Here is a 20809-nt window from a genome sequence, read left to right on the forward strand (position 1 = left end):
GAGTCGGCCTGTCGGCATCCTCGCGTCACTGGGCGCGGGTGCCTCCTACGCGCTCTACGCGCTCGCGAGCAAGCTCCTGCTCGACCGCGGATGGAGTTTCCAGGCGGCGATGGGAGTCCTGTTCGGCCTGGCTGCCGTGGCGAGTGCGCCGCTGCTGGTCGCGACCGGCCCCGGCTGGATCGTGACTCCGGAAGGCCTTGCCCTCGCGCTCTGGCTCGGTGTCGTCACCACCACGGTGGCCTACCTCCTGTTCGGATGGGGTCTGCGGCGGCTCGCCCCGACGACGGTCGCCACCCTCACGCTCGCCGAGCCGCTCGGCGCGACGCTGCTGGGCGTGTGGGTGCTGCATGAGCAGCTCACGGCGGTTTCGGCCGCCGGACTCGCGGTGCTGGCAGCGGGGCTGATCGTGCTCTCGCTCCCGGCCGTCCGGAAGGAGAAGACGGATGTCGCCCCGCCGCCGTGATCGGGACCCGGGTCCCACCCAGGCCGCCGCCCTCGCCGAGGCACTGCGTGTGCGCATCCTCTCCGGCGACATCGCCCTCGGTGCCCCGCTCCGCGAGGAGGGTCTGGCCACGCGCCACCACGCGTCCCGGCACACGGTTCGGACGGCGCTGCAGACTCTCGCTGCCGAGCGTCTGGTCACGATCGCCCCATACCGGGGTGCGCGCGTGGCCCATCTCGACGACGATGCCGTCGGCGCACTGCAGGAGCTACGCGGGGCGCTCGAGGCCGAGGCGGTGCGGCAGGTGACGGCGCGTCATGGAACCCCGTGGCCGGACGCGGTCACTCGTCCGGTTCGCGACGCGATCGCCCGTCTCGCGCTCGCCGAGGCATCCGGCGACTGGCTGGCCACGACACGGGCACACGCCGAGGTGCACCGCGTCATCGTCGAGGCGGCGGCGAGCCCTCGGATCTCGCAGGCGCACCGGCAGCTCGAGTCGGAGATCCTGTTGTTGCTCACGCACGTGAGGCCGGACTATCCGGCCGGCTCGCTGGCACACGAACACACGGCGTACCTCGACGAGGTGCAGCGTTCGGGGGGAGAGGCCGTGCGCGCTCACCTGGCCAACTCCGCCGATCTCATCCGCGCTGCTCGCGCAGCCTCGTCATGACGCGGCTGCGGTGGCGGCCCGTCACCAGGCCGGCTCCGCGGCCCCGTAGGGGAGAAGGGGAGCACTCTCGAGCGGCGCGCCATTCCACACCGGTGCCGGTGCGGCACACCGGACCGACCCGCCGCCGGCGAGGGGGATCTGGACGGTGCGATCGCGCCACGACTCGTCGGGCGTGACCGGCGGGGCCTCGGATGCCGGCGGTCGCGGCGCATCCAGGAGAGACTGCGCGACCCGCGCGAGCGACACGGCGACGTGAGATGCGGCGCCCGACAGATGCCGTGTCTCGAGCGCGTTCATGACCGCTGCCGCCAGCAGATACCCGGCAGTGTGGTCGAGGGCCTGGGCGGGGAGGGCGCCGGGCGCGGCATCCGTCCCGTGCAGTGCCGCGATCCCCGAGACCGCCTGCACGATGCTGTCGAAACCGCGTCGCTGCTCCCAGGGGCCGGGGCCCCAGGCGTCCACGGTCGCCGTGATCAGGTGCGGCCATCGCGCCCGGGCCGTCGTCGGGTCGAGCCCGAACCGCGCCACGGCGCCGGGGCGATACCCCGTGACGAGCACATCGGCGTGTGCAAGCAGGGTATCGAGCGCGGATCGGGATGCCGGGTTCGAGAGATCCAGAAGCACCGAGCGCTTGCCCTGACCGGTGTCGAGGAACTGCCAGTCGATCTCGGGCAAGCGAGGACTGTCGATCCGCAGCACATCGGCGCCGAACAGCGCGAGCGTGCGCGTGGCGACCGGCCCGGCGATCACCCGCGTGAGGTCGACGACGCGAACCCCGCTGAGCGGACGCGGTGGTGTCGAGTCCGGCAGCGGTGCAGCAGCGAGCGGCGAGGCAGCGGCCTCCCACACGTCGCGGCGCACGAGGGGCAACGTGCGCGCCGCGAGCGCGTGCGGGTGCGTTCGCCATTCGCTCTCGGTGCGGACCTTACCGACGATCGCGCCCTCCGCCGCGGCGCGGTCTTCCCCCTGCGCGGCGGTTGACGTCCGGAGGGCGGCGGCGATCTCGTCCCGGCCGGCGTCGTCGCCGAGGCCCAGCATCCGTCGCAGTGCTGCGCCGTGGTGCGGGTAGTTGCCGTGGGTCCTGACCCATCCGTCGGCGGTCTCGAAGAAGCCGGATGCGGGAGCCCACGCATCCGGCTTCGCCCCGCTCCAGGTGAAGACCTGCTCGCTGCGGTAGGCCGCCGTGATGCGCGGCCCGTCGAGCACGACGGGCGCGAGCTCGCCCGGTTCGGGCGCACGGCCCACGGAGCGGGCGTGTGCGAGGGACGCCGCGGCAAGCGACGCGGCCCCGATCGCGGCCGTGGCAAGCTCGGCCACCGGAAGCGCAGAGGGCAGCGTCACCGCACCGGAAGGGGGTGTCACCGCCGAAGCGAGCTCGGCGCGGCCAGTGGCTGCCGTGATCAGTTCGATCGTGAGGGCACCGGGAGGGGTCGACGTCATCGCTGTCCCGTGACCTCGTGCACAAAGGCGCGGAGCATCTCCCGACCCTCGGGCCACGGCCCATGCCCACTGAGGACGTTGATGTGCCCGGCATCGCCGATGTCGATCCGGCGTGCCCCCCAGCGCCGGCAGATCTCCGGGGCGCGGTGTGCGGCGCAGTAGGGGTCTGTCGTGCTCGTGACGGCGACGGTCGGCGTGGGCACGGGGCCCAGAGCGGCGGTCACGGTCGCGAAACGGAGCACCTCGGAGGGAAATGAGGGGGCATCCGGGTCGGGCGGAGCGACCAGGAACACTCCCCGCACCAGGTCGGGAGAGCGCGCGGCGAACGCCAGCGCCGTCAGGCACCCCAAGCTGTGCGCCACGAGGAACGCCGGCTCACCCGCCGTCGCCGCTGCCGCCCCGACGGCGCGGTCCCAGTCATCGAAGACGGGTTCATCCCAGGATGTCGGCGCGCTACGAACCCAGGACGGATGCTCCGCCTGCCAGATCGACTGCCAGTGGCCGGGCGAAGACCCGCCCAGGCCCGGGACCACGACGACCGCGGCATCCAGCATCGCTCTCCTCCTGTTCCCGCGGCCGTGCGCGCAGTCCGGTGTGCTGCCATCCAATCGGCGCCGTGACGTGTCGAGAAGAGCCAATGCGCGACGTGTGGCCTCGCGTCCCTGTGGCGGAGCGCCGGTCAGCGCGCGTAGCGTTCGACGAACGTGCGCAGCATCCGGCTGGGATGCAGCACCTGGCGCCGGCGGACGGCCGCGAGCGGAATGTGTACCTCGCTCGGCGCGAAGTACCCGAAGTCGGCGTAGGCATGGATCCGTGACGTGATGCCGTTGACATCGAGCTCGGGGTGGAACTGGGTCGCGTAGATGTTCTCTCGCACGCGGAACATCTGCACGGGGCACGTCGCCGACGACGCCAACAACGTCGCCGAGGAAGGAAGCGCGCGGACGGCCTCCTTGTGCCCGACGAAGGCATCGAACGTCGGCGGCATGTCTGCCAGGAGCGGATCGCCGATCCCGTCATCCGTCAGCGACACCTCGACGACACCGACCGCTTCCCCGTAGGTGCGGTCGATCACGGCGCCCTGGTGCGCACCGACCGTGCCCACCCCGTAACAGGCACCCAGGAAGGGGAAGTCGCGCGCGACCACCTGGTCGAGCAGTGCGTCGAACTCTGACTCCACGCGCCGCTGGACGGTCGACTTCTGCTCGGGCGGATCCGAGGCGTTGAACGGTCCGCCGCCGACGAAGATGCCCGAAAGATCATCGAGGTCGAGGTGCGGCATGGGTCCTGCTTCGAGCCGGACGCGCCGCAGCTCTGACTCCGCCAGACCGGTGTAGCGCAGGAAGAGCTCGTACTCCTCATCGGCTGGACCGTTCTCGGCCCGGGTCGCGAGCAGGACGAACGGCTTCATCCGCTCAGCATATGGCCGCACGAACGCGGCGGATCGGTTGCGTGGCTTGACGGCTGGGCCCCACCCCGCGTAGGCGCTTTTCGTGACGAGTGTGTAAACCTCGCATGGCGATCGGTGGATGAGGATGATTCATCCCGCCGGACTCGATATCTTCGTGTCGTGCCCGACACAGAGAAGTCCACCGCGCCGCTGCGCCCCACCCACCCCCTCGCGCTTGCTCCCGTCATGGCGCCACCGGCGTCGGTGGACGGGTTCGTCAAGCAGTTCCTCGCGAACCTCAACTTCGACCAGGGGGTCTCGCTGTCGGCATCCGACACGAACGACCAGTACCTCGCGCTCGCGGGGACTGTGCGCGACTACCTCATGGCGCGCTGGCTCGAGGACCAGACCCGGCAGCGCGAGCAGCAGGCGAAGACCGTCTGCTACCTGTCTGCGGAGTACCTGCTCGGCAAGCAGCTCGACAACAACCTGCTCGCCGCGCGCCTGACCGACATCGCGACCGAGGCGCTCGCCCAGTGCGGCATCTCGATGGACGATATGCGAGAGGTCGAGGTCGAGCCCGGACTCGGAAACGGCGGTCTCGGCCGGCTGGCTGCCTGCTTCATCGACTCGCTCGCCACGATGAGCGTCCCCAACATCGGATACGGCATCCGGTACGAGTACGGGATCTTCCGGCAGACCTTCGTCGACGGGCATCAGGTGGAGCAGCCGGATGCCTGGCTGCGCATGGGCTCGCCGTGGGAGTTCCCGCACCCGGAGGCGGCGCAGACGATCTCGTTCGGCGGACGGACCGAGACGTATGACGACAACGGCGTGACCCGGACCCGGTGGATCCCGGACTGGAACGTTCTTGCCGTGCCGTACGTGATGATGGTGCCCGGCTACCACAACGGACGCGTCAACACGCTGCGACTGTGGCGGGCCGTGGCGACCAACGCGTTCGACCTGCGCATCTTCAACTCGGGCGACTACGAAGAGTCGGTGCGGGCGCAGACGTACGCCGAGAACATCTCCAAGGTGCTCTATCCCGAGGACTCCACGCCCCAGGGCAAAGAGCTGCGCCTGCAGCAGCAGTACTTCTTCGTGGCCGCATCGATCAAGGATTTCCTCGACAACGTCCTGCCCGAAGGGTTCGAGTTGCGAGGCCTTCCCGATCGGGTGATCTTCCAGCTCAACGACACCCACCCGGTCATCGGCGTCCCCGAGCTCATGCGCGTGCTCGTCGACGAGCGGGGGATGGACTGGGACGAGGCCTGGTCGATCACGAAGCAGTGCTTCGCCTACACCTGCCACACCTTGCTGCCCGAAGCGCTCGAGGTCTGGCCGGTGGACCTGCTCGGCAGGCTCCTGCCGCGGCACCTGGAGATCATCTACCGCATCAACGACGAGTTCCTCGAGGAGGTTCGGGAGCGGTTCGGCGACGACATGATGCGCATCCGCAACATGTCGATCATCGGCGAGCACCCGTATCGCTCGGTGCGGATGGCCTACCTCGCCACCGTCGCCGGGGCCAAGGTCAACGGCGTCGCCGAACTGCACTCGCAGCTTCTGCGCGACAAGGTGCTGCACGAGTTCGCCGAGATGTACCCCGACAAGTTCACGAACGTCACGAACGGTGTCACGCCGCGACGCTTCATCCGTCTTGCCAACCCCGCCCTGGCAGAGCTCATCACCGAGGCGCTCGGCGCGGGATGGACCGTCGACCTCGAGCGACTGCGCGGACTGGAGGCGCTCGCCGAGGACCCCGAGTTCCGTGAGCGCTTCGCTGCGGTCAAGGCGGCCAACAAACGTCACCTCAGCGACGTGCTGGCACGGCGCGACGGCGTGGAGATCGATGACAGTCACCTGCTGGATGTCATGGTCAAGCGGCTCCACGAGTACAAGCGGCAGACCCTCAAGGTGCTGCACATCGTCACCGAGTACGAGAGCATCATCTCGGGTCGGGTAGCCGCCGCCGACATCCAGCCGCGGACCTTCATCTTCGGAGCCAAGGCCGCCCCCGGATACGCGATGGCCAAGCGCATCATCCACCTCATCAACTCGGTCGCGTCCGTCGTGAACAGCGACCCCCGCGTCGAGGGGCGCCTGAAGGTCGTGTTCCCGCCGAACTACAACGTGACCCTCGCCGAGAGCATCATCCCCGCCGCCGACCTGTCGGAGCAGATCTCGCTCGCCGGCAAGGAAGCCTCCGGTACCGGGAACATGAAGCTGGCCCTCAACGGCGCGCTGACGATCGGCACGGATGACGGCGCCAACGTCGAGATCCGCCAGCTCGTCGGCGACGACAACTTCTTCCTCTTCGGCATGACCGAGCCCGAGGTCGAGGCGCTCTGGGCCAAGGGATACAAGCCGGCGGACTTCTACCAGGCAGACCCGCAGCTGCGGGCGGCGATGGACCTCATCGCCTCGGGGGAGTTCTCGGGCGGCGACCGCTCGGTCTTCGAGCCGATCGTGTCGAATCTGCTCTACGACGACCGATTCATGGTGCTCGCCGACTACGCCTCGTACATCGAGGCGCAGGCGCGCGTGGACCTCGCGTACGCCGATCAGGATGCCTGGACGCGCTCGGCGATCCTCAATATCGCCCGCTGCGGCTTCTTCTCCTCCGACCGGTCGATGCGCGACTACCTCGATCGCATCTGGCACGCGCGTCCGTTGCTCTGACGCGAAGCATCCGTCGCGTGGTCAGTCGTGCGGCCACGCGGCGAGGGCGTCGTCGATGAGCGCTGCCGTCGCGTCCGAGACGGGTTCGATGAGTTCGAGCACGGGCGCTCGGCGTCTTGCTCCCCGGGGCGCGGAGAAGCGCCACGTGCCGACGACCAGCCCGTCGACGAGAACCGCGGGACGGAACACGCCGTTCCCGCCGGGAACGAGGGCGTCGAGCATCGCTCCCGAGGCGACGAGAGAGCGGTCCGCGTAGCCGAGGATCCATTCGTCGAAGGCGGGAACGAGGGTCACCCGCTCCGCGGAGCCGGTCGGGCTCGCGTCCGCGACGGCGTCCGCCGGCGAGCTCAGATACACGGATCTCTCACCGAGGTGCGCCTGCTCGATCGCATCGACGGATGCCGCGACGGCGCGCAGGGTCGTCTTGGGGAGTTTGGTCCACCACGCGAGGTCGTCGAGGGTGACCGGCGCCCTCGCGGCGACATAACCGGCGACGATGCGCCGGAGAGCGGCATCCGTGTCGGTCTCGCGCGGTGTCGCGGTGAGGGTGAGGAACTGCTCGGACCCGTCGGGAGCGAAGGCTCCCCAGTGCGCCACCCCGCTGACGCACAGATGGACGAGCAGGTGGTAGCCTCGACCACCCTTCGTCGAGATCCCGGCATCTTCCCACGTGGCCAGGATGTCGGCACGACGTTGCGGAGCGTGCTCGAGCGCCGCGACGGCGACCTCGTGCGCGCGCGCGACCGTGGCATCGTCCAGCTCGAGTTGCTCCCGGCGCCGCGCCATGGACTGCAGAGTTCTCGTGCCGGTGAGGGCGAGGAGCGACGCCAGGTGCTCGGGGGTCGTCGCGAACAGCGTGCCGCGCATGGGCCACGACCGCACGAGGACACCGCTGTCGAACGCTGCGCGCACCTCGCCGACCGTCGTTCCCGGAGCCGAGCGTAGGGCGATCGCACGCAGGACTGCCGGAAGATCCTGGCCTTGGAGGGCGACCGCGCGGTCCACCACCTCCCGTGGCGAGAGGGGCGAGCCTCCGAGCAGCTGGGCCCGGTGGCGCATCCCGCGCGCCTGGTCGGGGGAGAGGGACGCCGTCATGTCGATCACCGTAGTACCAGCCACCCCCAACTCCGGCGAGCCGCGTTTGCGGGCGTGCGACCTGGCGGACTGTCGCATCGGTCGCGCGCTGGATTCGGTGCGGATGGCAGGGATTCGAATGTCGGAACCCCCTCGTAGTGTCGCGGTATGGGATCAGTTGGCATGGGCGAGTCGGGGCAGTGGCCCGGGGTGCCGGATGCTGACGCCTTCCTCGACGACCATGATGTGCGGGAGTGGGATGGCGGGGTGGGGTGGGTTCCGCCGCGACCGGATGCTGTGGGTCTGGTGGTGGAGGTCGCTGATCTGGAGGCGGTGTTCGCTGCGCAGCGGTTCGCGCGCGTTGACGCGCTCCGGGTGGAAGCCCTTGATGACGTGACCCGGTATGGGGGTGGGTCGCGGGAGTTGGTGATGCGGTCGTTGCGGTTGGAGTTGGCGGCTGCGTTGCGGGTGACGGAGACCGCGGCGGGGATGATGCTTGCCCGCGCCGAGTCCCTGGTGCACTCGTATCCGACCGTGCTGGAGTCTCTCTCGCGCGCGAACGTGACGGTGCGGCACGTCGAGATCCTCGTCGATGATCTGGATGTGCTGGACCCGGGGGTCGCGGCGGGCCTGGTGGGGCGGGCGTTGGGGTTGGCGGAGACGCTGCCGGTGGGGTCGTTCCGGCGGGCGTTGCGCCGCCTTATCGACCGGGAGATGGCCCCGACGTTGGCTGAGCGGCATGGGTCGGCGGTGCGGGAGCGTCGGGTGGTGATCGAGCAGGTCGGGGACGGGATGTCGTGGTTGCACGCATTGATCCCGTCGGTGGAAGCTCACGCGATCCACGGCCGGATCACGCAGATCGCGACGGTGATTCGTGACCGGGACCGTGGCGCGACCCGCGGCGGGGAGCGGGGGGACGGTTCGGAGCGGAGTCTGGATGAGATCCGTGCTGACGTGTTCTGCGATCTGTTGATCGACGGGACCGTGGCCGAGCACCCCGAGCAGGCGCGGGGGATCCGCGCCACCGTTGTCGTGACCGTTCCTGCACTGGCCCTCCTCGGGGCGGACGGTGTGACAGACCCGGCGGAGGTGGAGGGGGTTGGTCCGATCCCGATCGAGCGCGCCCGGGAGCTGGCCGGTGACGCATCAGGGTGGATGCGGGTGCTCACACACCCCGACACCGGCGCCGTCATCAGCGTGGGGCGGACGAGGTATCGGCCGCCACCGGAGCTTGCGAAGCTCGTGAAGTGGCGGGCTGACCGGTGCATGGGACCGGGGTGCGGGATGCCGGCGTCGCGGTGTCAGATCGACCATACGGTCGCGTGGGAACACGGTGGTGAGACATCCGTGGCGAACACGGCCCCGCTCTGTCAGGGCCACCATACGGTGAAGCATCACGGCGGGTGGCAGATCACCCACCTCGGTGACGGGTCCCTGGAATGGGTATCCCCGCACGGGCGCCGGTATGTCGTCGCCCCCGAACGGCGCCTCCCCACCTTCCACCCCACTGCCGCCTAGCCGCGACGGCGCCGCCTGAACCCACCCCACGGCCGTCTGGCTTACTGCTGGCCCCCTGGGTGTGGCCGGTCCGTGTTTCTCATGGGTTCCTCACGGGTTCCCTGCCCATTCGGTCGCCAGGCGACTAGCGTGGACGGATGAGCGCGACCGAATCAGCCCGTGGCAGCGATGTGATCCGTCAGATCCTCGTGATCGCGGCCTTCGTCTTCATGATCATCGGCGATGCTGTCGGTCTCGGCGCCTTCGGTGGGACGCCGATCCAGGAGGCGCAGGGCGGGTCGTTCTCGCCGGACGCGTCCTACCTCACTCCCGCGACCGAAGCATTCGCGATCTGGACGCCGATCTACCTGGGACTCGCGATCTACGTCGTCTGGCAGGCGCTCCCGTCGCAGCGGACGCGCACGCGACAGCGCAGCCTCGGCTGGCTCATCGCCCTCACGATGGTGCTCAACGGTCTCTGGCTCGTCACCGTGCAGTTCCTCTCGGTGTGGGCGACCGTGGCGTGCATCGTTCTGCTGCTCGCAGCCCTCGTCGTCACCTACCTTCGCGCGGTCCGCACCCACCTGCCCTCCGATGGCGCAGTTGACGGCATCCTCATCGACGGAGTCACGGGGCTGCACCTCGGCTGGGTCGCTCTCGCCACCGTCGCCAACGTCGCCGCCGCGTTGACGGCGACGGTCCCCGCCGACTGGGAGGGTGCGGCATCCGTGCTCGGCGTGATCGTGCTGGTCGTCGTCGCCGTTGTCGCGCTCGGCGTGTCGGCAGCCGGAGGGTGGCGGATCGCGCCCGTGCTCTCGATCGCGTGGGGACTGGCGTGGCTGGCCGTCGCGCGCCTGACCGGTGACCTCGTGGACGTCCCTATCGGCATCGCGGCGATCGTCGTCGCCGCCGTCGTCCTGATCATCCCGGCCGTTGCCCGACTCCTGCGAGAGCGCACCCTCGCCGACTGACCTGCCGAAACCTGGTCGCCGCGTTCGGGTAACCGCGACCTGGCACACTGAACGACATGACTTCTGGCGGCGTCGGGCGCGTAACGGTTCTGAGTATCGGCGAGGTGCGGCTGCGGCCGCACAACATCGCAGGCAGCGGAACGCCCATGTTGTGGTGGACGTTCACCTCACGGCGGTGGACAGAGCCGCTGCCCGTCAACGTCGTCCTCATCGAGCACGACCAGGGGTGGGTGCTCTGGGACACCGGTCAGGCGCCCGAGTCCGCCGACGCACCGCGCACGTACTTCCCGCGCGGATTCGTCGGCGCGGTCTATGCACGACAGGTGGACTCCACGCTGACCCCGGGCCAGGGGCTCGGTGAACAGCTCGAACTCGCCGGCGTTCCCCTCGAGCGGCTTGCCCTCGCTGCCGTCTCCCACCTGCACTACGACCACGCCGGTAACGTCGGTGAGCTCGCGGCTGCCGGCATCCCGGTGCTCGTCAGCGAGGCCGAGCACGCGCTTCTCACCGGCCGCTCGCCCCATATGCACGGCGTCCTCGCTGAGCACCTTCTCGCTGCGGGCGTCCGGTGGCGGCCCGTCAGCTTCGCCCCCTCGGACGACCCTGCGCTGACGGATTTCGACGGCGCGTACGACATCTTCGGAGACGGTGCTCTCACGCTCCTGCCGACCCCGGGTCACACGACCGGTTCGATGAGTCTGCTCGTGCGCCGGGGAGGGGGCCGCGACCCGCTGCTACTTGTCGGGGACGCGACCTACGACCCGAGCCTCATCGACCGCGGGGTCGTTCCGGATGTCGGTGACAGAAAGCGGCAGCGCGAGACGCTGCGGCGCGTCGTGGCGCTGCGAGACAGGCTTCCGGGGCTTCGCGTGATCGCCGGACACGACCCCCGCGCGGCGGAATCCGCCGCCTGACGACGCGCCCGCGGCTCAGCGCAGCATCGCTCGTAGCTCCGATTCGACGGATGCCGGACGCGACGGGTCGATCGTCGTCCCATGTTCGTAGGCATCCACGACCCGCGGATCCACATAGCTGCTGCGGGCGATGGCAGGGGTGTTGCCGAGAACGAAAGCGGCATCCCGCATCGCTGCTGCGATGATGCGCGCCCGCCGCGATGCGCTCGTCACCGGACCCGCCTTCGCAAGGCTCAGGGCGGCAGCGGCCGTACCGTGCAGAGTACGGAAGTCCTTTGCCGTGAAGTCGCCGCCCGTTCGTCGTCGGATGTCGGCGTTGATGTCGTCCGGATGCAGGGGATGCACCTCGCCGTCACCGTCCCGCCAGGCCAGGAGCCGCGCCCGGCCGCCGCGGCGCTTGAGCGCCCGGACGACCGCGGCCAGGTCGGGGTCGGTCAGCTCGGACTCCCACGGCTGCCCACTCTTGCCGGGAAAGCGCAGCTCGACCCGCTCACCATCGTGCACGCTCGCGTGCGCGCACAGGAGTGTGCACAGTCCGAAGCTGCCGTGCACGTCCGCGTAGCGCTCCGACCCGACCCGCAGACTCCCGGTGTCGAGCATGCGGAACGCAGTAGCAAGCACGCGGGACTTGCCCAGACCCTCCGTTCGCAGATCGAGCGTGACGCCGCGCCGCGCCGCGGGGAGCGTCTGGGCGAGGTCCAGCATCCGTTCGAATTTGACGCGGTCCTGACGTTTTCGCCACGCCTCGTGATACAGGTATTGGCGTCGCCCGGCATCGTCGACTCCCGTGGCCTGGATGTGCCCGTGCGGATGGGGCGAGATCCAGACGTCGTTCCACGCGGGCGGGACCGCAAGCGCCGAGATCCGCTCGCGCGTCTGTTCGTCCGAGATCGCGGCGCCCGATTCATCGAGGTACGCGAATCCTCGTCCGCGGCGCACGCGGCGAAGTCCGGGCTCGAAGGTGCGACTGCGACGCAAGCGGGGCATGTCCTCACGCTACGCGGCCGCCAAGGGCACAGGGCGCACAGGTGTGCCCGAGTGGGGCGACGGATGCTGTCAACCCCCTCAGCGGCGCCGTGCGGCATCCGTATCGTCGGCCCCGACCGATCGCCGACCCGGCGACCGGCGCACGGTGACCACGAAGGAGACCGTCATGACAAGCACGATGACCGCTGACATCGAAGTGGACGCCCCGATCCGCGCCGTCTACGACCAGTGGACCCAGTTCGAGGACTTCCCGCAGTTCATGGGGTCGGTGAACTCCATCACCCAGACCACCGACGACCTCACGCACTGGACCGTGAGCATCGGCGGCGTCGAGCGCGAGTTCGACGCCGAGATCGTGGACCAGGTGCCCGATGACCACGTCGAGTGGGCCAGCACGGGGGAGCGGGTGCACACCGGGCGTGTGGCCTTCACGCCGGTGACCGACGACCGGACCCGGGTGGAGCTGCGGATGGAGTGGGAGCCCGAGACCTTCGTCGAGAAGGCGGGCGCGGGACTAAACCTCGACGAAGCCGCGGCCCGCATGGACCTCGAGCGCTTCAAGTCGTTCATCGAAGAGCGCGGTCGCGAGACGGGCGGCTGGCGCGGCGAGATCCACAACGGATGACGACCCCCTCGTTCCCGCGGGCGTGCAGACCGCCCGCGGGAACGAGCACGGGCTCAGCGCCCGCGACGAACCGCCGCGCGACGGGCGTTGACGATCCCGTACGCGAGCGTGCCGATGATCGCGAGGAGGAACACCGCCGAGGCGATCACGTTGGCCTGCGGGGGAATGCCCCGCTGGGCGGCGACGTAGATGTAGACCGGGAAGGTCTGCACCGAGCCCGACGTGAAATACGTGATGATGAAGTCGTCGAAGCTCAGGCTGAACGACAGCAGAGCCGCCGCGATGATCCCGGGCAACAGCAACGGGAACGTCACCCGCCAGAACACCTGCCGCGGTGAGCCGTACAGGTCGCGGCCTGCCTCTTCCATCGACGGATCCAGCGAGAGTGCGCGGGCGCGCACCGTGACCACGACGAAGCTCAGGCAGAACATCGTGTGCGCGAGGATGATCGTCACGATCCCCTTCGCGACACCCATCGTCAAGAACTGCGCGGCAAGACCCGCGCCGATGACGACCTCGGGTGTGGCCATCGGCAGGAACAGCAGCAGGCTGATCGGCCCCCGTGCGCGGAAGCGGTAGCGCACCAGAGCGAGCGCGATCATCGTGCCGAGGGTCGTGGCGATGATCGTCGCCACGACACCGACGAGGATGCTGTTGCCGAAGGCGACACAGACCTCGGGCTGTTCGCACACCGTGAGCCAGTTCTCGATCGTGAACCCGTTCCACGTGATGTTGGTGCGGGTCGTCTCGTTGAACGAGAACAGGAACGTGTAGGCGATCGGGATGAGCAGCACCACGAACGCGGCGATGACATAGAGGCCGAGGATGCGGGACCTGACCGTCCATTGTGTCTTCACAGGAGGTCATCCGTTCCCGTGCGCCGCACGTAGCTGCCGACGATGATGAGGATGACGGCCATGAGCAGGATGCTGAGGGCCGCCGCCTGCGGATAGTTCACCGTGATGAGGAACTTCGACTGGATGACGTTTCCGATCATCGTCGTCGACGGGCTTCCGAGGAAGGCCTGGCTGGCGTTGACGTAGTCACCGGATGCGGGAATGAACGTGAGGAGCGTGCCCGACACGACCCCGGGAAGTGACAGAGGGAAGGTCACCCGCCAGAACGTCTGCCCGGGCGTCGCGTAGAGGTCGGAGCTCGCTTCGAGAAGCCGAGTGTCGAGCCGGTCCAGGGAGGCGAACAACGGAAGCGTCATGAACGGGATGAAGTTGTAGGTGAGACCGAACACGACCGCGAAGCCGGTTCCCGTGATGTGATCCTGCGGGCCGAAGATCCCGATCGCTTGCAGGAACCCGACCACGGGCCCCTCGTCGGCGAAGAGCGCCTTCCACGCGAGAGTCCGCAGGAGGAACGAGATGAAGAACGGCGCGATGACGAGCACCAGCAGCAGGTTGCGGATGAGCGGCCGGTCGCGCAGCACAACCCCGATGAAGTATGCGATCGGGTAACTGATGAGCAGCGCGAACAGGGTGGCCAGCAGCGCGTACCAGAAGGAGCGCAGGAACTGCGGCCAGTACTCCGCGATGACGTCGACGTAGTTCTGCCAGTTGAAGGCGTAGTAGAACGCGCCGTACTGGGAGGTGTCGTTGACGCCGAACGAGGTCATCAGCAACGACACGAACGGGACGACGAAGAACAGCGTGAGGTAGGCCAGTCCCGGCAGCAGAAGCGCGAAGGCCACCCATCCGGCGCGCCGCTGCGGCGACGCCTTCTTAGTATCGGCGACAGCCAGCGCCGACATCGCCATGGCTAGGAGTCCTCGCTGTCGGCGATGGCTTCGGCGGCACCCGCCTGAGCATCGGCATCCAGCCCGAACGTGTGCTCGGGCCGCCAGCGAACCCAGACCTCGCTGCCCACCGAGAAGACCGAGCCGAACACCATGTTCTGCTCGAACACCCCGACCGGTCCGATCCCCGGAATCTCGACGGTGTACTGCGTGCTCACACCGGTGAAGGACAGGTCGGTGATGCGGCCGGGACCGAGGATGTTGTCGTCCGTGGTCGGCTGCTCGGCGACGAGCATCAGCTTCTCGGGACGGACCCCCACCGTAATCGCTCCCGACGTCGCGACGGCTCGATCGATCGGCATCCGTACGGTGCCGCCGGTTGCCAGGCGCGCGACGAGGTTTCCGCCGGCCGTGGAATCCACCGTCGCGGGAATGAGGTTGGACTGGCCGAGGAAGCTCGCGACGAAGCCGGTGCGCGGCAGTTCGTAGAGTTCCTGGGGTGCGCCCATCTGTTCGATGCGGCCGTGGTTCATGACGGCGACCGTGTCGGCCATCGTCATGGCTTCCTCCTGGTCGTGCGTCACGTGCAGGAAGGTGATTCCCACCTCGTCCTGGATCGTCTTGAGCTCACCCTGCATCTGCCGGCGAAGCTTCAGGTCCAGTGCGCCGAGGGGTTCGTCGAGCAGCAACAGAGCGGGACGGTTCACGACAGCTCGCGCGAGGGCGACACGCTGCTGCTGGCCTCCGGACAGCTGCGACGGCTTACGCCCGGCGACGTGGTCGAGTTCGACGAGCTTCAACGCGTCCAGCGCCCTGCTTGCCGCATCCGCCACCTTCCGCCGCCGCAGACCGAACTCGACGTTCTCCTGCACGGTCATGTGGGGGAACAGCGCGTAGCTCTGGAACACCGTGTTGACGGGCCGCTTGTGCGGCGGAACCGTCGTGACGTCCTTGCCACCGATCGAGATCGAACCCGCCGTGGGCCGCTCGAGGCCCGCGACGATCCGCAGGGTCGTCGTCTTGCCGCAGCCCGAAGGGCCCAGGAGCGCGAAGAACGATCCCGCGGGGATCACCAGATCCAGGTCGTGCAGAGCGGTGAAGCCCGGGAAGGTCTTGCGGATGCCGCGAAGCTCGAGGTCAGCGCCGGCCTCGGGTGTCGATGGTGCCATGCCGGATCAGGCGCCGAGTCCGACGGCTTCGAACTCGGCGTTGTACTTCTCCTGCTCCTGGTTGCTGAGCGCGCGGAAGATGTACGCGTTGGCGAGTGTCTCCTCGTCGGGGAAGATCAGCTGGTTCTCGACCATCTCGGGGTCGATCTCGGCCATTGCTTCCTGAGCGCCGACCACGGGGGTGATGTAGTTGACCCACGCGGCGACTTCGGCAGCCACCTCGGGCTGGTAGTAGTAGTCGATGAGCGACTCGACGTTGGCCTTCTGCTGCGAGCCGATCGGAATCATGAAGTTGTCGCTCCACAGCGTCCCGCCCGAGTCGGGGAGGGCGAAGCCGAACTTGTCGTAGCCGACCTCGGCGTTGATCGCGGTGATGTCGCCCGACCAGACGATCGCCGCCAGCGTGTCCTCGTTGATGAGGTCGTCGGCGTACGAGTTGCCCTTGATGTTGCGGATCTGACCGTCCGAGACCTGCTTGGCGAAGACGTCGATCGCATTCTGGAATTCGGTGTCGCCCCAGGAGTCGGACGAGATGTCCACGCCCTGGCTGAGCATGATGAGTCCGATCGTGTCGCGCATCTCGCTGAGGACGCCGACGCGGCCCTTCAGGTCGGGGTTCCACAGATCCTCGACGGAGGCCAGCCCCTGGGGGAGCTTCTCCGTGTTCCACGCGATACCCGCGAAGCCCGACTGCCAGGGCACGGAGTTCGCCCGGCCCGGGTCGAAGCTCGGGTTCATCAGGCTCGGGTTGAGGTTCGCGTAGACGTTGGGCATGTTCGCCTTATCGAACGCCTGCGTGTACCCGGATGCGATCCAGATGTTCGCCATCCAGTCCGTGAGGCAGACCGTGTCTGCCCCGATTCCCTGACCGAGGGCGAGCTGGTCGCGCACCTTCGCGAAGTAGGTGTTGTTGTCGTCGATCGCGACGTCGTAGTTGACCGTCAGGCCGGTCTGCTCCTCGAAGGCCTGCAGTGTGGGGTGGTTGCCCTCGTCGTCTTCGTCGAGGTAGAACGACCAGTTGGCCCACGTCAGGGTCTTCACGCTCGAGGACAGGTCTTCGGGAGCGGTCAGCGCTGATCCGCTCGTGGACCCGGAACCCCCCACGCGGCCGGTGCACGCGGCGAGGAACCCCATGAGGGAGAGGGCGCCGGCCCCCGCGAGCACGCCGCGCCGTGAGATCTGCGCTGCTCGTGCCTGCGAGATGAGCGCTCGGATCATGGGATCGGAGGGGAGTTGACGGTCGGGCATGGTCGGTCTCCTCAATCAGCTGAATGCGTGCTGTGCACGGATTGTCAGTGATCGTGCCATGACCGCACGGGAGGCGGCAAGCGTCATCCGCGGTCCGAAACAAACTTGATACAGGAATCTGTCGTTTGAGGAAACGCGGGCGACGGTTTCACGCACGACTGCTGCGGATTCCGGCGTCGCCGAAATCCGCAGCAGGTGAATCCGCTATAGCAGGGTCGCGGCGCGCGTGAGAACGTCGCGCAGGATCTGCTCGAGCTCGTCGAACTCGGACGGACCGATCGTCAGCGGCGGCGCGAGCTGGATGACGGGGTCGCCGCGGTCGTCGGCGCGGCAGTACAGCCCCGCGTCGTACAGGGCGCCCGAGAGGAACCCGCGCAGGAGTCGTTCGGACTCGTCGTCGTTGAAGGTCTCGCGGGTGGCCTTGTCTTTCACGAGCTCGATACCGAAGAAGTATCCGTCGCCGCGCACGTCTCCGACGATGGGCAGATCCAGCAGCTTCTCGAGGGCAGCGCGGAACAGCGGGGAGTTCTCGCGGACGCGTTCGTTGAGTCCTTCCTCGTCGAAGATCGCGAGGTTCTCGAGGGCCACCGCGGCAGAGACCGGATGCCCACCGAACGTATACCCGTGGAGGAATGAGGTGTGTCCGTGGCGGAACGGCTCGTAGATCCGGTCCGAGACGACCGTGGCGCCCAGCGGCGAGTAGCCGCTGGTCAGACCCTTCGCCGAGGTGATGATGTCGGGCACGTAGTCGTAGGCGTTGCACGCGAAGGTGTGACCGATGCGTCCGTACGCGCAGATCACCTCATCCGAGACCAGGAGCACATCGTGGCGGTCGCAGATCTCACGGACGCGCTGGAAGTATCCCGGGGGAGGGGGGAAGCATCCGCCCGAGTTCTGCACCGGCTCGAGGAAGACCGCCGCGACCGTCTCCGGGCCTTCGAACAGGATCATCTCTTCGATGCGGTCTGCTGCCCATCGGCCGAACGCCTCCAGACGGTCGCCGGTGCCGTCCCACACGAACCCGGCCTCTTCGGCGCGGTACGCGTTGGTGTTGGGCACCCGGAACGCGCCGGGCACGAGGGGCTCGAAGGGAGCCTTCATCACCGGGATGCCGGTGATCGCGAGGGCTCCCTGCGGGGTGCCGTGGTACGCGATGGAGCGCGAGATGACCTTGTGCTTCATGGGCTTGCCCTGAAGCTTCCAGAACTGCTTGGCGAGCTTGAAGGCCGTTTCGACAGCCTCGCCGCCGCCGGTCGTGAAGAAGACCCGGTTCAGGTCACCCGGTGCCTCGTCCGCAAGTCGATCCGCCAACTCGATGGCGGCGGGGTGCGCGTAGGACCACAGCGGGAAGAACGCGAGCTCTTCGGCCTGCTTCGCGGCAGCCTGCGCGAGGCGCGTGCGTCCGTGCCCCGCGTTGACGACGAACAGTCCGGACAGCCCGTCGAAGTAGCGCTTGCCGCGGTCGTCCCAGATGTGGTGTCCCTCGCCGCGCACGATGATGGGCACCCCGGACGAGTCCATTACGGACTGGCGGGAGAAGTGGAGCCACAGGTGATCCTGGGCCATCCGCTGAAGGTCTGCGGGGGAGTTCATTGCATGTCCTTTCGGGGCCCGGTCATTGGGTTCCCCAGTCGTAGAGCTGCTTCACGAGGCGGAGGTAGACGAAGGATTCCGTGGCGACGACACCCTCGATGGCGCGCACGCGACGATTGAGGAGGTCGATGAGTTCGTCATCCGACGCGCACACGACTTCGGCCAGCACGTCGAAGCTGCCCGCGGTGAGCACGACGTAGGTGACCTCGGGGAGCTTCGCGACCTCCGCCGCGATGCGTGTCGAATCCCCGGTCGTCCGGATGCCGACCATCGCCTGCCGGGCGAAGCCGAGTTGCAGCGGGTCGGTGACGGCCACGATCTGCATGACGCCGGCATCGACGAGTCGTTGCACCCGGTTGCGCACGGCAGTCTCGGAGAGCCCGACGGCCTTCCCGATGTCGGCGTAGGATCGTCGGCCATCAGCCTGCAGGTGCTCGACGATGGCGCGCGAGATGTCATCGAGTTGCGGTACCCGGGGAGCGCGATCTGCCACGTCTCGATCATTGCAGACGCTCGCACGGGAATCAACTGAAAGCGTCGAGATTGTCCAAGGAATCGATGGAATCCGCTGCAGATTGCGTCTTGGAAGCCGGAATACGACGGTTTCCCGCTTTCGATTCACTCACAGTGCTCTGGCTCGGCTCCCATGCGACCATGGGGGGATGAGCTTGCCGGAGCACGCACCCGCGTCGAAGCGGGCGATCTGGCATGCCGCGCAGCGGCTGTTCGCCGAGAACGGCTACGCGCGCACCTCGGTCCGTGAGATCGCGAGCGAGGCCGCCGTCGACCCCGCGCTGGTCATCCGTCATTACGGCACCAAAGAGCAGCTGTTCATGGAGACCATGGAGGTTCGGGTCGCGGCGGCGGCCTTCGATGGACCCATCGAGACGCTCGGCGAGAGGTTCATCTCGTTCCTCCTCGACGCGGATGCAGACGCTCGGGGTATCTACCTGGCGCTCCTGCGCGCCAGCGACTCCGGCGGGATCTGGACCCATCTCCGGGCGGCGCACGAGGACGGGTTCGTGCGACCGTTCCGCACGCGAATCGCCGCCCACGGTGCCGATGCGGCGGATGCGGATCTGCGGGCGCGGATGGCGGCGGCTGTCGTTGGCGGCTTGTTCTACAGCCTGTGGGTTGTGCGCGACGAGGGTCTCGCGCACGTGACGCGCGAGACCCTCGTGCGACGCTATGGCGCGTTGCTGCAGGCAGCGATCACCGGGTGATCAGATCGCCGACCAGCCGCCGTCGGAGGGCAGGATCGCCCCCGTCACGTTCGTCGCGTCGTCGCTGAGCAACCACGTGATGGATGCTGCGAGCTGCGCCGCCTCGGCGATGGGCGGAAGGATCGTCATCGCGAGCCCCACACGCTCCTGGCCGAGTTGGGAGGCAAAGGTCGCCTCGATCCCGGTCGCGACCGGGCCCGGTGCCACCGCGTTGACGCGGATGTTCTTGCCCGCGTACATGAAGGACGTGCTCTTGGTGAGTCCGACGATGGCGTGCTTAGACGTGGTGTAGGCAAGGCCGGCCGCTGAGCCACGCAGTCCGGCCTCGGAGGCCACGTTGACGATCGAGCCGCCGGCCGCCATCATGAGGGGGAGCACGGCGCGCGTGAGTCGGAAGGTCCCCTCGACGTTCACCGCCATGACCCGTGCCCACACGGCGTCGCTGACTTCGTGCAGCGGCGTCATGTCGTCCATGATCCCGGCGACGTTCGCAAGACCGTCGACACGACCGCCCGCCGCCGCAACGATTGCGGCCACGGAGTCTTCCGAGGTGATGTCGCCGGCGACAGCGATCGCTCCCGGCATCTCTACGACGGCTGCGGCCACGCGGTCTTCGGCGATGTCGACCGCGACGACCGTCCCGCCCTCGGCGGCGACCCGGGCGGCGACTGCTCGCCCGATGCCCGATCCGGCACCGGTCACGATCACCGTCTTGCCCGCGAACCTTCCGGGGGTGATGCGCTCCACCCACGGTGCGGCCATCGGGGGAGCGGCGATGTCGTCCTCATCCTCGTCATCGTCGCTGTCGGGCGCGGCAGCGAGGGCGCCGGGGTCATTGGCGCGGCGCACCATGTCGTCGATCATCTCCTGCGGCATCCGCCCCCCGCTCATGGCGGCGACGCGTTCGAGGGAGAAGAGTTTGACGGGGGCCAGTGCCGATTCGTTCTGGCCGCCCTGGGCGAGCAGATCCCGCAGAATCGGCCCGCCGACGGGATGCTTCAACCAGGCGCCGATCGACGACTTGGCGGTAAGCGCCTTGTCCTTTCCCATGTTCTCCTCCTTGAGTTATGCGGCGGTTCGGGACCGCTCGATCCCAGTCTAGAGAACGTGTCAACAAAGTTGACAGGGTTTTTCCCG

The 20809-nt window shown here is 68.2% G+C and carries 20 protein-coding genes; 8 read left to right on the forward strand and 12 right to left on the reverse strand.

The annotated features are described in order from the left end of the window. Window positions 1-28: 28 nt before the first annotated feature. Together AC3ENO_RS05890 and AC3ENO_RS05895 are read left to right on the forward strand one after the other, a co-directional pair. Window positions 29-463, forward strand: a complete 435-nt coding sequence (locus tag AC3ENO_RS05890; RefSeq protein ID WP_434969894.1) for an EamA family transporter — start codon at window positions 29-31, stop codon at window positions 461-463. After that, window positions 444-1112, forward strand: a complete 669-nt coding sequence (locus AC3ENO_RS05895) for a GntR family transcriptional regulator (protein WP_434969684.1) — start codon at window positions 444-446, stop codon at window positions 1110-1112. The genes AC3ENO_RS05890 and AC3ENO_RS05895 overlap by 20 nt, the downstream gene beginning before the upstream one ends. Before the next feature lie 21 nt (window positions 1113-1133). Here the strand turns inward: AC3ENO_RS05895 and AC3ENO_RS05900 are convergent, their stop codons facing one another. From AC3ENO_RS05900 to AC3ENO_RS05910, 3 genes are all read right to left on the reverse strand, one after another. After that, entirely contained in the window at window positions 1134-2552 is a 1419-nt protein-coding gene (locus AC3ENO_RS05900) for a CoA transferase (RefSeq protein ID WP_434969685.1), read from the reverse strand. Further along, window positions 2549-3106, reverse strand: a complete 558-nt coding sequence (locus tag AC3ENO_RS05905) for an RBBP9/YdeN family alpha/beta hydrolase (RefSeq protein WP_434969686.1) — start codon at window positions 3104-3106, stop codon at window positions 2549-2551. The genes AC3ENO_RS05900 and AC3ENO_RS05905 overlap by 4 nt, the downstream gene beginning before the upstream one ends. Before the next feature lie 125 nt (window positions 3107-3231). Beyond that, a complete protein-coding gene (locus tag AC3ENO_RS05910; protein WP_434969687.1) occupies window positions 3232-3963 on the reverse strand; it encodes a glutamine amidotransferase in 732 nt (243 codons plus the stop codon). Between the two features lie 225 nt (window positions 3964-4188). Between AC3ENO_RS05910 and AC3ENO_RS05915 the strand changes: the two genes are divergently transcribed. Continuing rightward, on the forward strand, window positions 4189-6627 hold the full coding sequence (locus AC3ENO_RS05915) for a glycogen/starch/alpha-glucan phosphorylase (RefSeq protein WP_434969895.1): 2439 nt from the start codon (window positions 4189-4191) through the stop codon (window positions 6625-6627). A gap of 21 nt (window positions 6628-6648) precedes the next feature. Here the strand turns inward: AC3ENO_RS05915 and AC3ENO_RS05920 are convergent, their stop codons facing one another. Then, window positions 6649-7722, reverse strand: coding sequence for a DNA glycosylase AlkZ-like family protein (locus tag AC3ENO_RS05920; protein ID WP_434969688.1), 1074 nt, complete (start codon window positions 7720-7722; stop codon window positions 6649-6651). 147 nt (window positions 7723-7869) lie between these two features. Between AC3ENO_RS05920 and AC3ENO_RS05925 the strand changes: the two genes are divergently transcribed. From AC3ENO_RS05925 to AC3ENO_RS05935, 3 genes are all read left to right on the forward strand, one after another. Continuing rightward, a complete protein-coding gene (locus tag AC3ENO_RS05925) occupies window positions 7870-9219 on the forward strand; it encodes an HNH endonuclease signature motif containing protein (protein WP_434969689.1) in 1350 nt (449 codons plus the stop codon). Between the two features lie 137 nt (window positions 9220-9356). Then, the gene (locus tag AC3ENO_RS05930; RefSeq protein ID WP_434969690.1) at window positions 9357-10169 is read left to right on the forward strand and encodes a tryptophan-rich sensory protein; all 813 of its coding nucleotides are present in this window, start codon (window positions 9357-9359) and stop codon (window positions 10167-10169) included. Between the two features lie 56 nt (window positions 10170-10225). Next, the gene (locus AC3ENO_RS05935) at window positions 10226-11083 is read left to right on the forward strand and encodes an N-acyl homoserine lactonase family protein (RefSeq protein ID WP_434969691.1); all 858 of its coding nucleotides are present in this window, start codon (window positions 10226-10228) and stop codon (window positions 11081-11083) included. A 15-nt stretch (window positions 11084-11098) separates the two neighbouring features. On the opposite strand, the gene AC3ENO_RS05940 is transcribed toward AC3ENO_RS05935, so the two are convergent. Continuing rightward, entirely contained in the window at window positions 11099-12070 is a 972-nt protein-coding gene (locus AC3ENO_RS05940; protein ID WP_434969692.1) for a DNA topoisomerase IB, read from the reverse strand. Between the two features lie 166 nt (window positions 12071-12236). Here AC3ENO_RS05940 and AC3ENO_RS05945 point away from each other — a divergent pair, with 166 nt between their 5' ends. Beyond that, window positions 12237-12695 carry an SRPBCC family protein gene (locus tag AC3ENO_RS05945; RefSeq protein WP_434969693.1) on the forward strand — a complete coding sequence of 153 codons (459 nt, stop codon included), beginning with the start codon at window positions 12237-12239 and terminating at the stop codon, window positions 12693-12695. Window positions 12696-12748: 53 nt separating this feature from the next. Here AC3ENO_RS05945 and AC3ENO_RS05950 read toward each other — a convergent pair whose 3' ends face one another. From AC3ENO_RS05950 to AC3ENO_RS05975, 6 genes are all read right to left on the reverse strand, one after another. After that, the gene (locus AC3ENO_RS05950) at window positions 12749-13552 is read right to left on the reverse strand and encodes an ABC transporter permease (protein WP_434969694.1); all 804 of its coding nucleotides are present in this window, start codon (window positions 13550-13552) and stop codon (window positions 12749-12751) included. Then, entirely contained in the window at window positions 13549-14460 is a 912-nt protein-coding gene (locus tag AC3ENO_RS05955; protein ID WP_434969695.1) for an ABC transporter permease, read from the reverse strand. The genes AC3ENO_RS05950 and AC3ENO_RS05955 overlap by 4 nt, the downstream gene beginning before the upstream one ends. 2 nt (window positions 14461-14462) lie before the next feature. Further along, complete coding sequence (locus AC3ENO_RS05960) at window positions 14463-15608, reverse strand: ABC transporter ATP-binding protein (protein WP_434969696.1); 1146 nt, start codon at window positions 15606-15608, stop codon at window positions 14463-14465. A 6-nt stretch (window positions 15609-15614) separates the two neighbouring features. Continuing rightward, window positions 15615-16856, reverse strand: a complete 1242-nt coding sequence (locus AC3ENO_RS05965; RefSeq protein WP_434969697.1) for an ABC transporter substrate-binding protein — start codon at window positions 16854-16856, stop codon at window positions 15615-15617. A gap of 204 nt (window positions 16857-17060) precedes the next feature. After that, a complete protein-coding gene (locus AC3ENO_RS05970) occupies window positions 17061-18449 on the reverse strand; it encodes an aspartate aminotransferase family protein (RefSeq protein WP_434969698.1) in 1389 nt (462 codons plus the stop codon). A gap of 22 nt (window positions 18450-18471) precedes the next feature. Continuing rightward, a complete protein-coding gene (locus tag AC3ENO_RS05975) occupies window positions 18472-18942 on the reverse strand; it encodes an Lrp/AsnC family transcriptional regulator (protein WP_434969699.1) in 471 nt (156 codons plus the stop codon). 169 nt (window positions 18943-19111) lie between these two features. Here AC3ENO_RS05975 and AC3ENO_RS05980 point away from each other — a divergent pair, with 169 nt between their 5' ends. Further along, window positions 19112-19672, forward strand: a complete 561-nt coding sequence (locus AC3ENO_RS05980) for a TetR/AcrR family transcriptional regulator (protein ID WP_434969700.1) — start codon at window positions 19112-19114, stop codon at window positions 19670-19672. Here the strand turns inward: AC3ENO_RS05980 and AC3ENO_RS05985 are convergent, their stop codons facing one another. Further along, entirely contained in the window at window positions 19673-20722 is a 1050-nt protein-coding gene (locus AC3ENO_RS05985; RefSeq protein WP_434969701.1) for an SDR family NAD(P)-dependent oxidoreductase, read from the reverse strand. Window positions 20723-20809 lie beyond the last annotated feature (87 nt).

The organism is Microbacterium sp. bgisy207 (genome assembly GCF_057706855.1).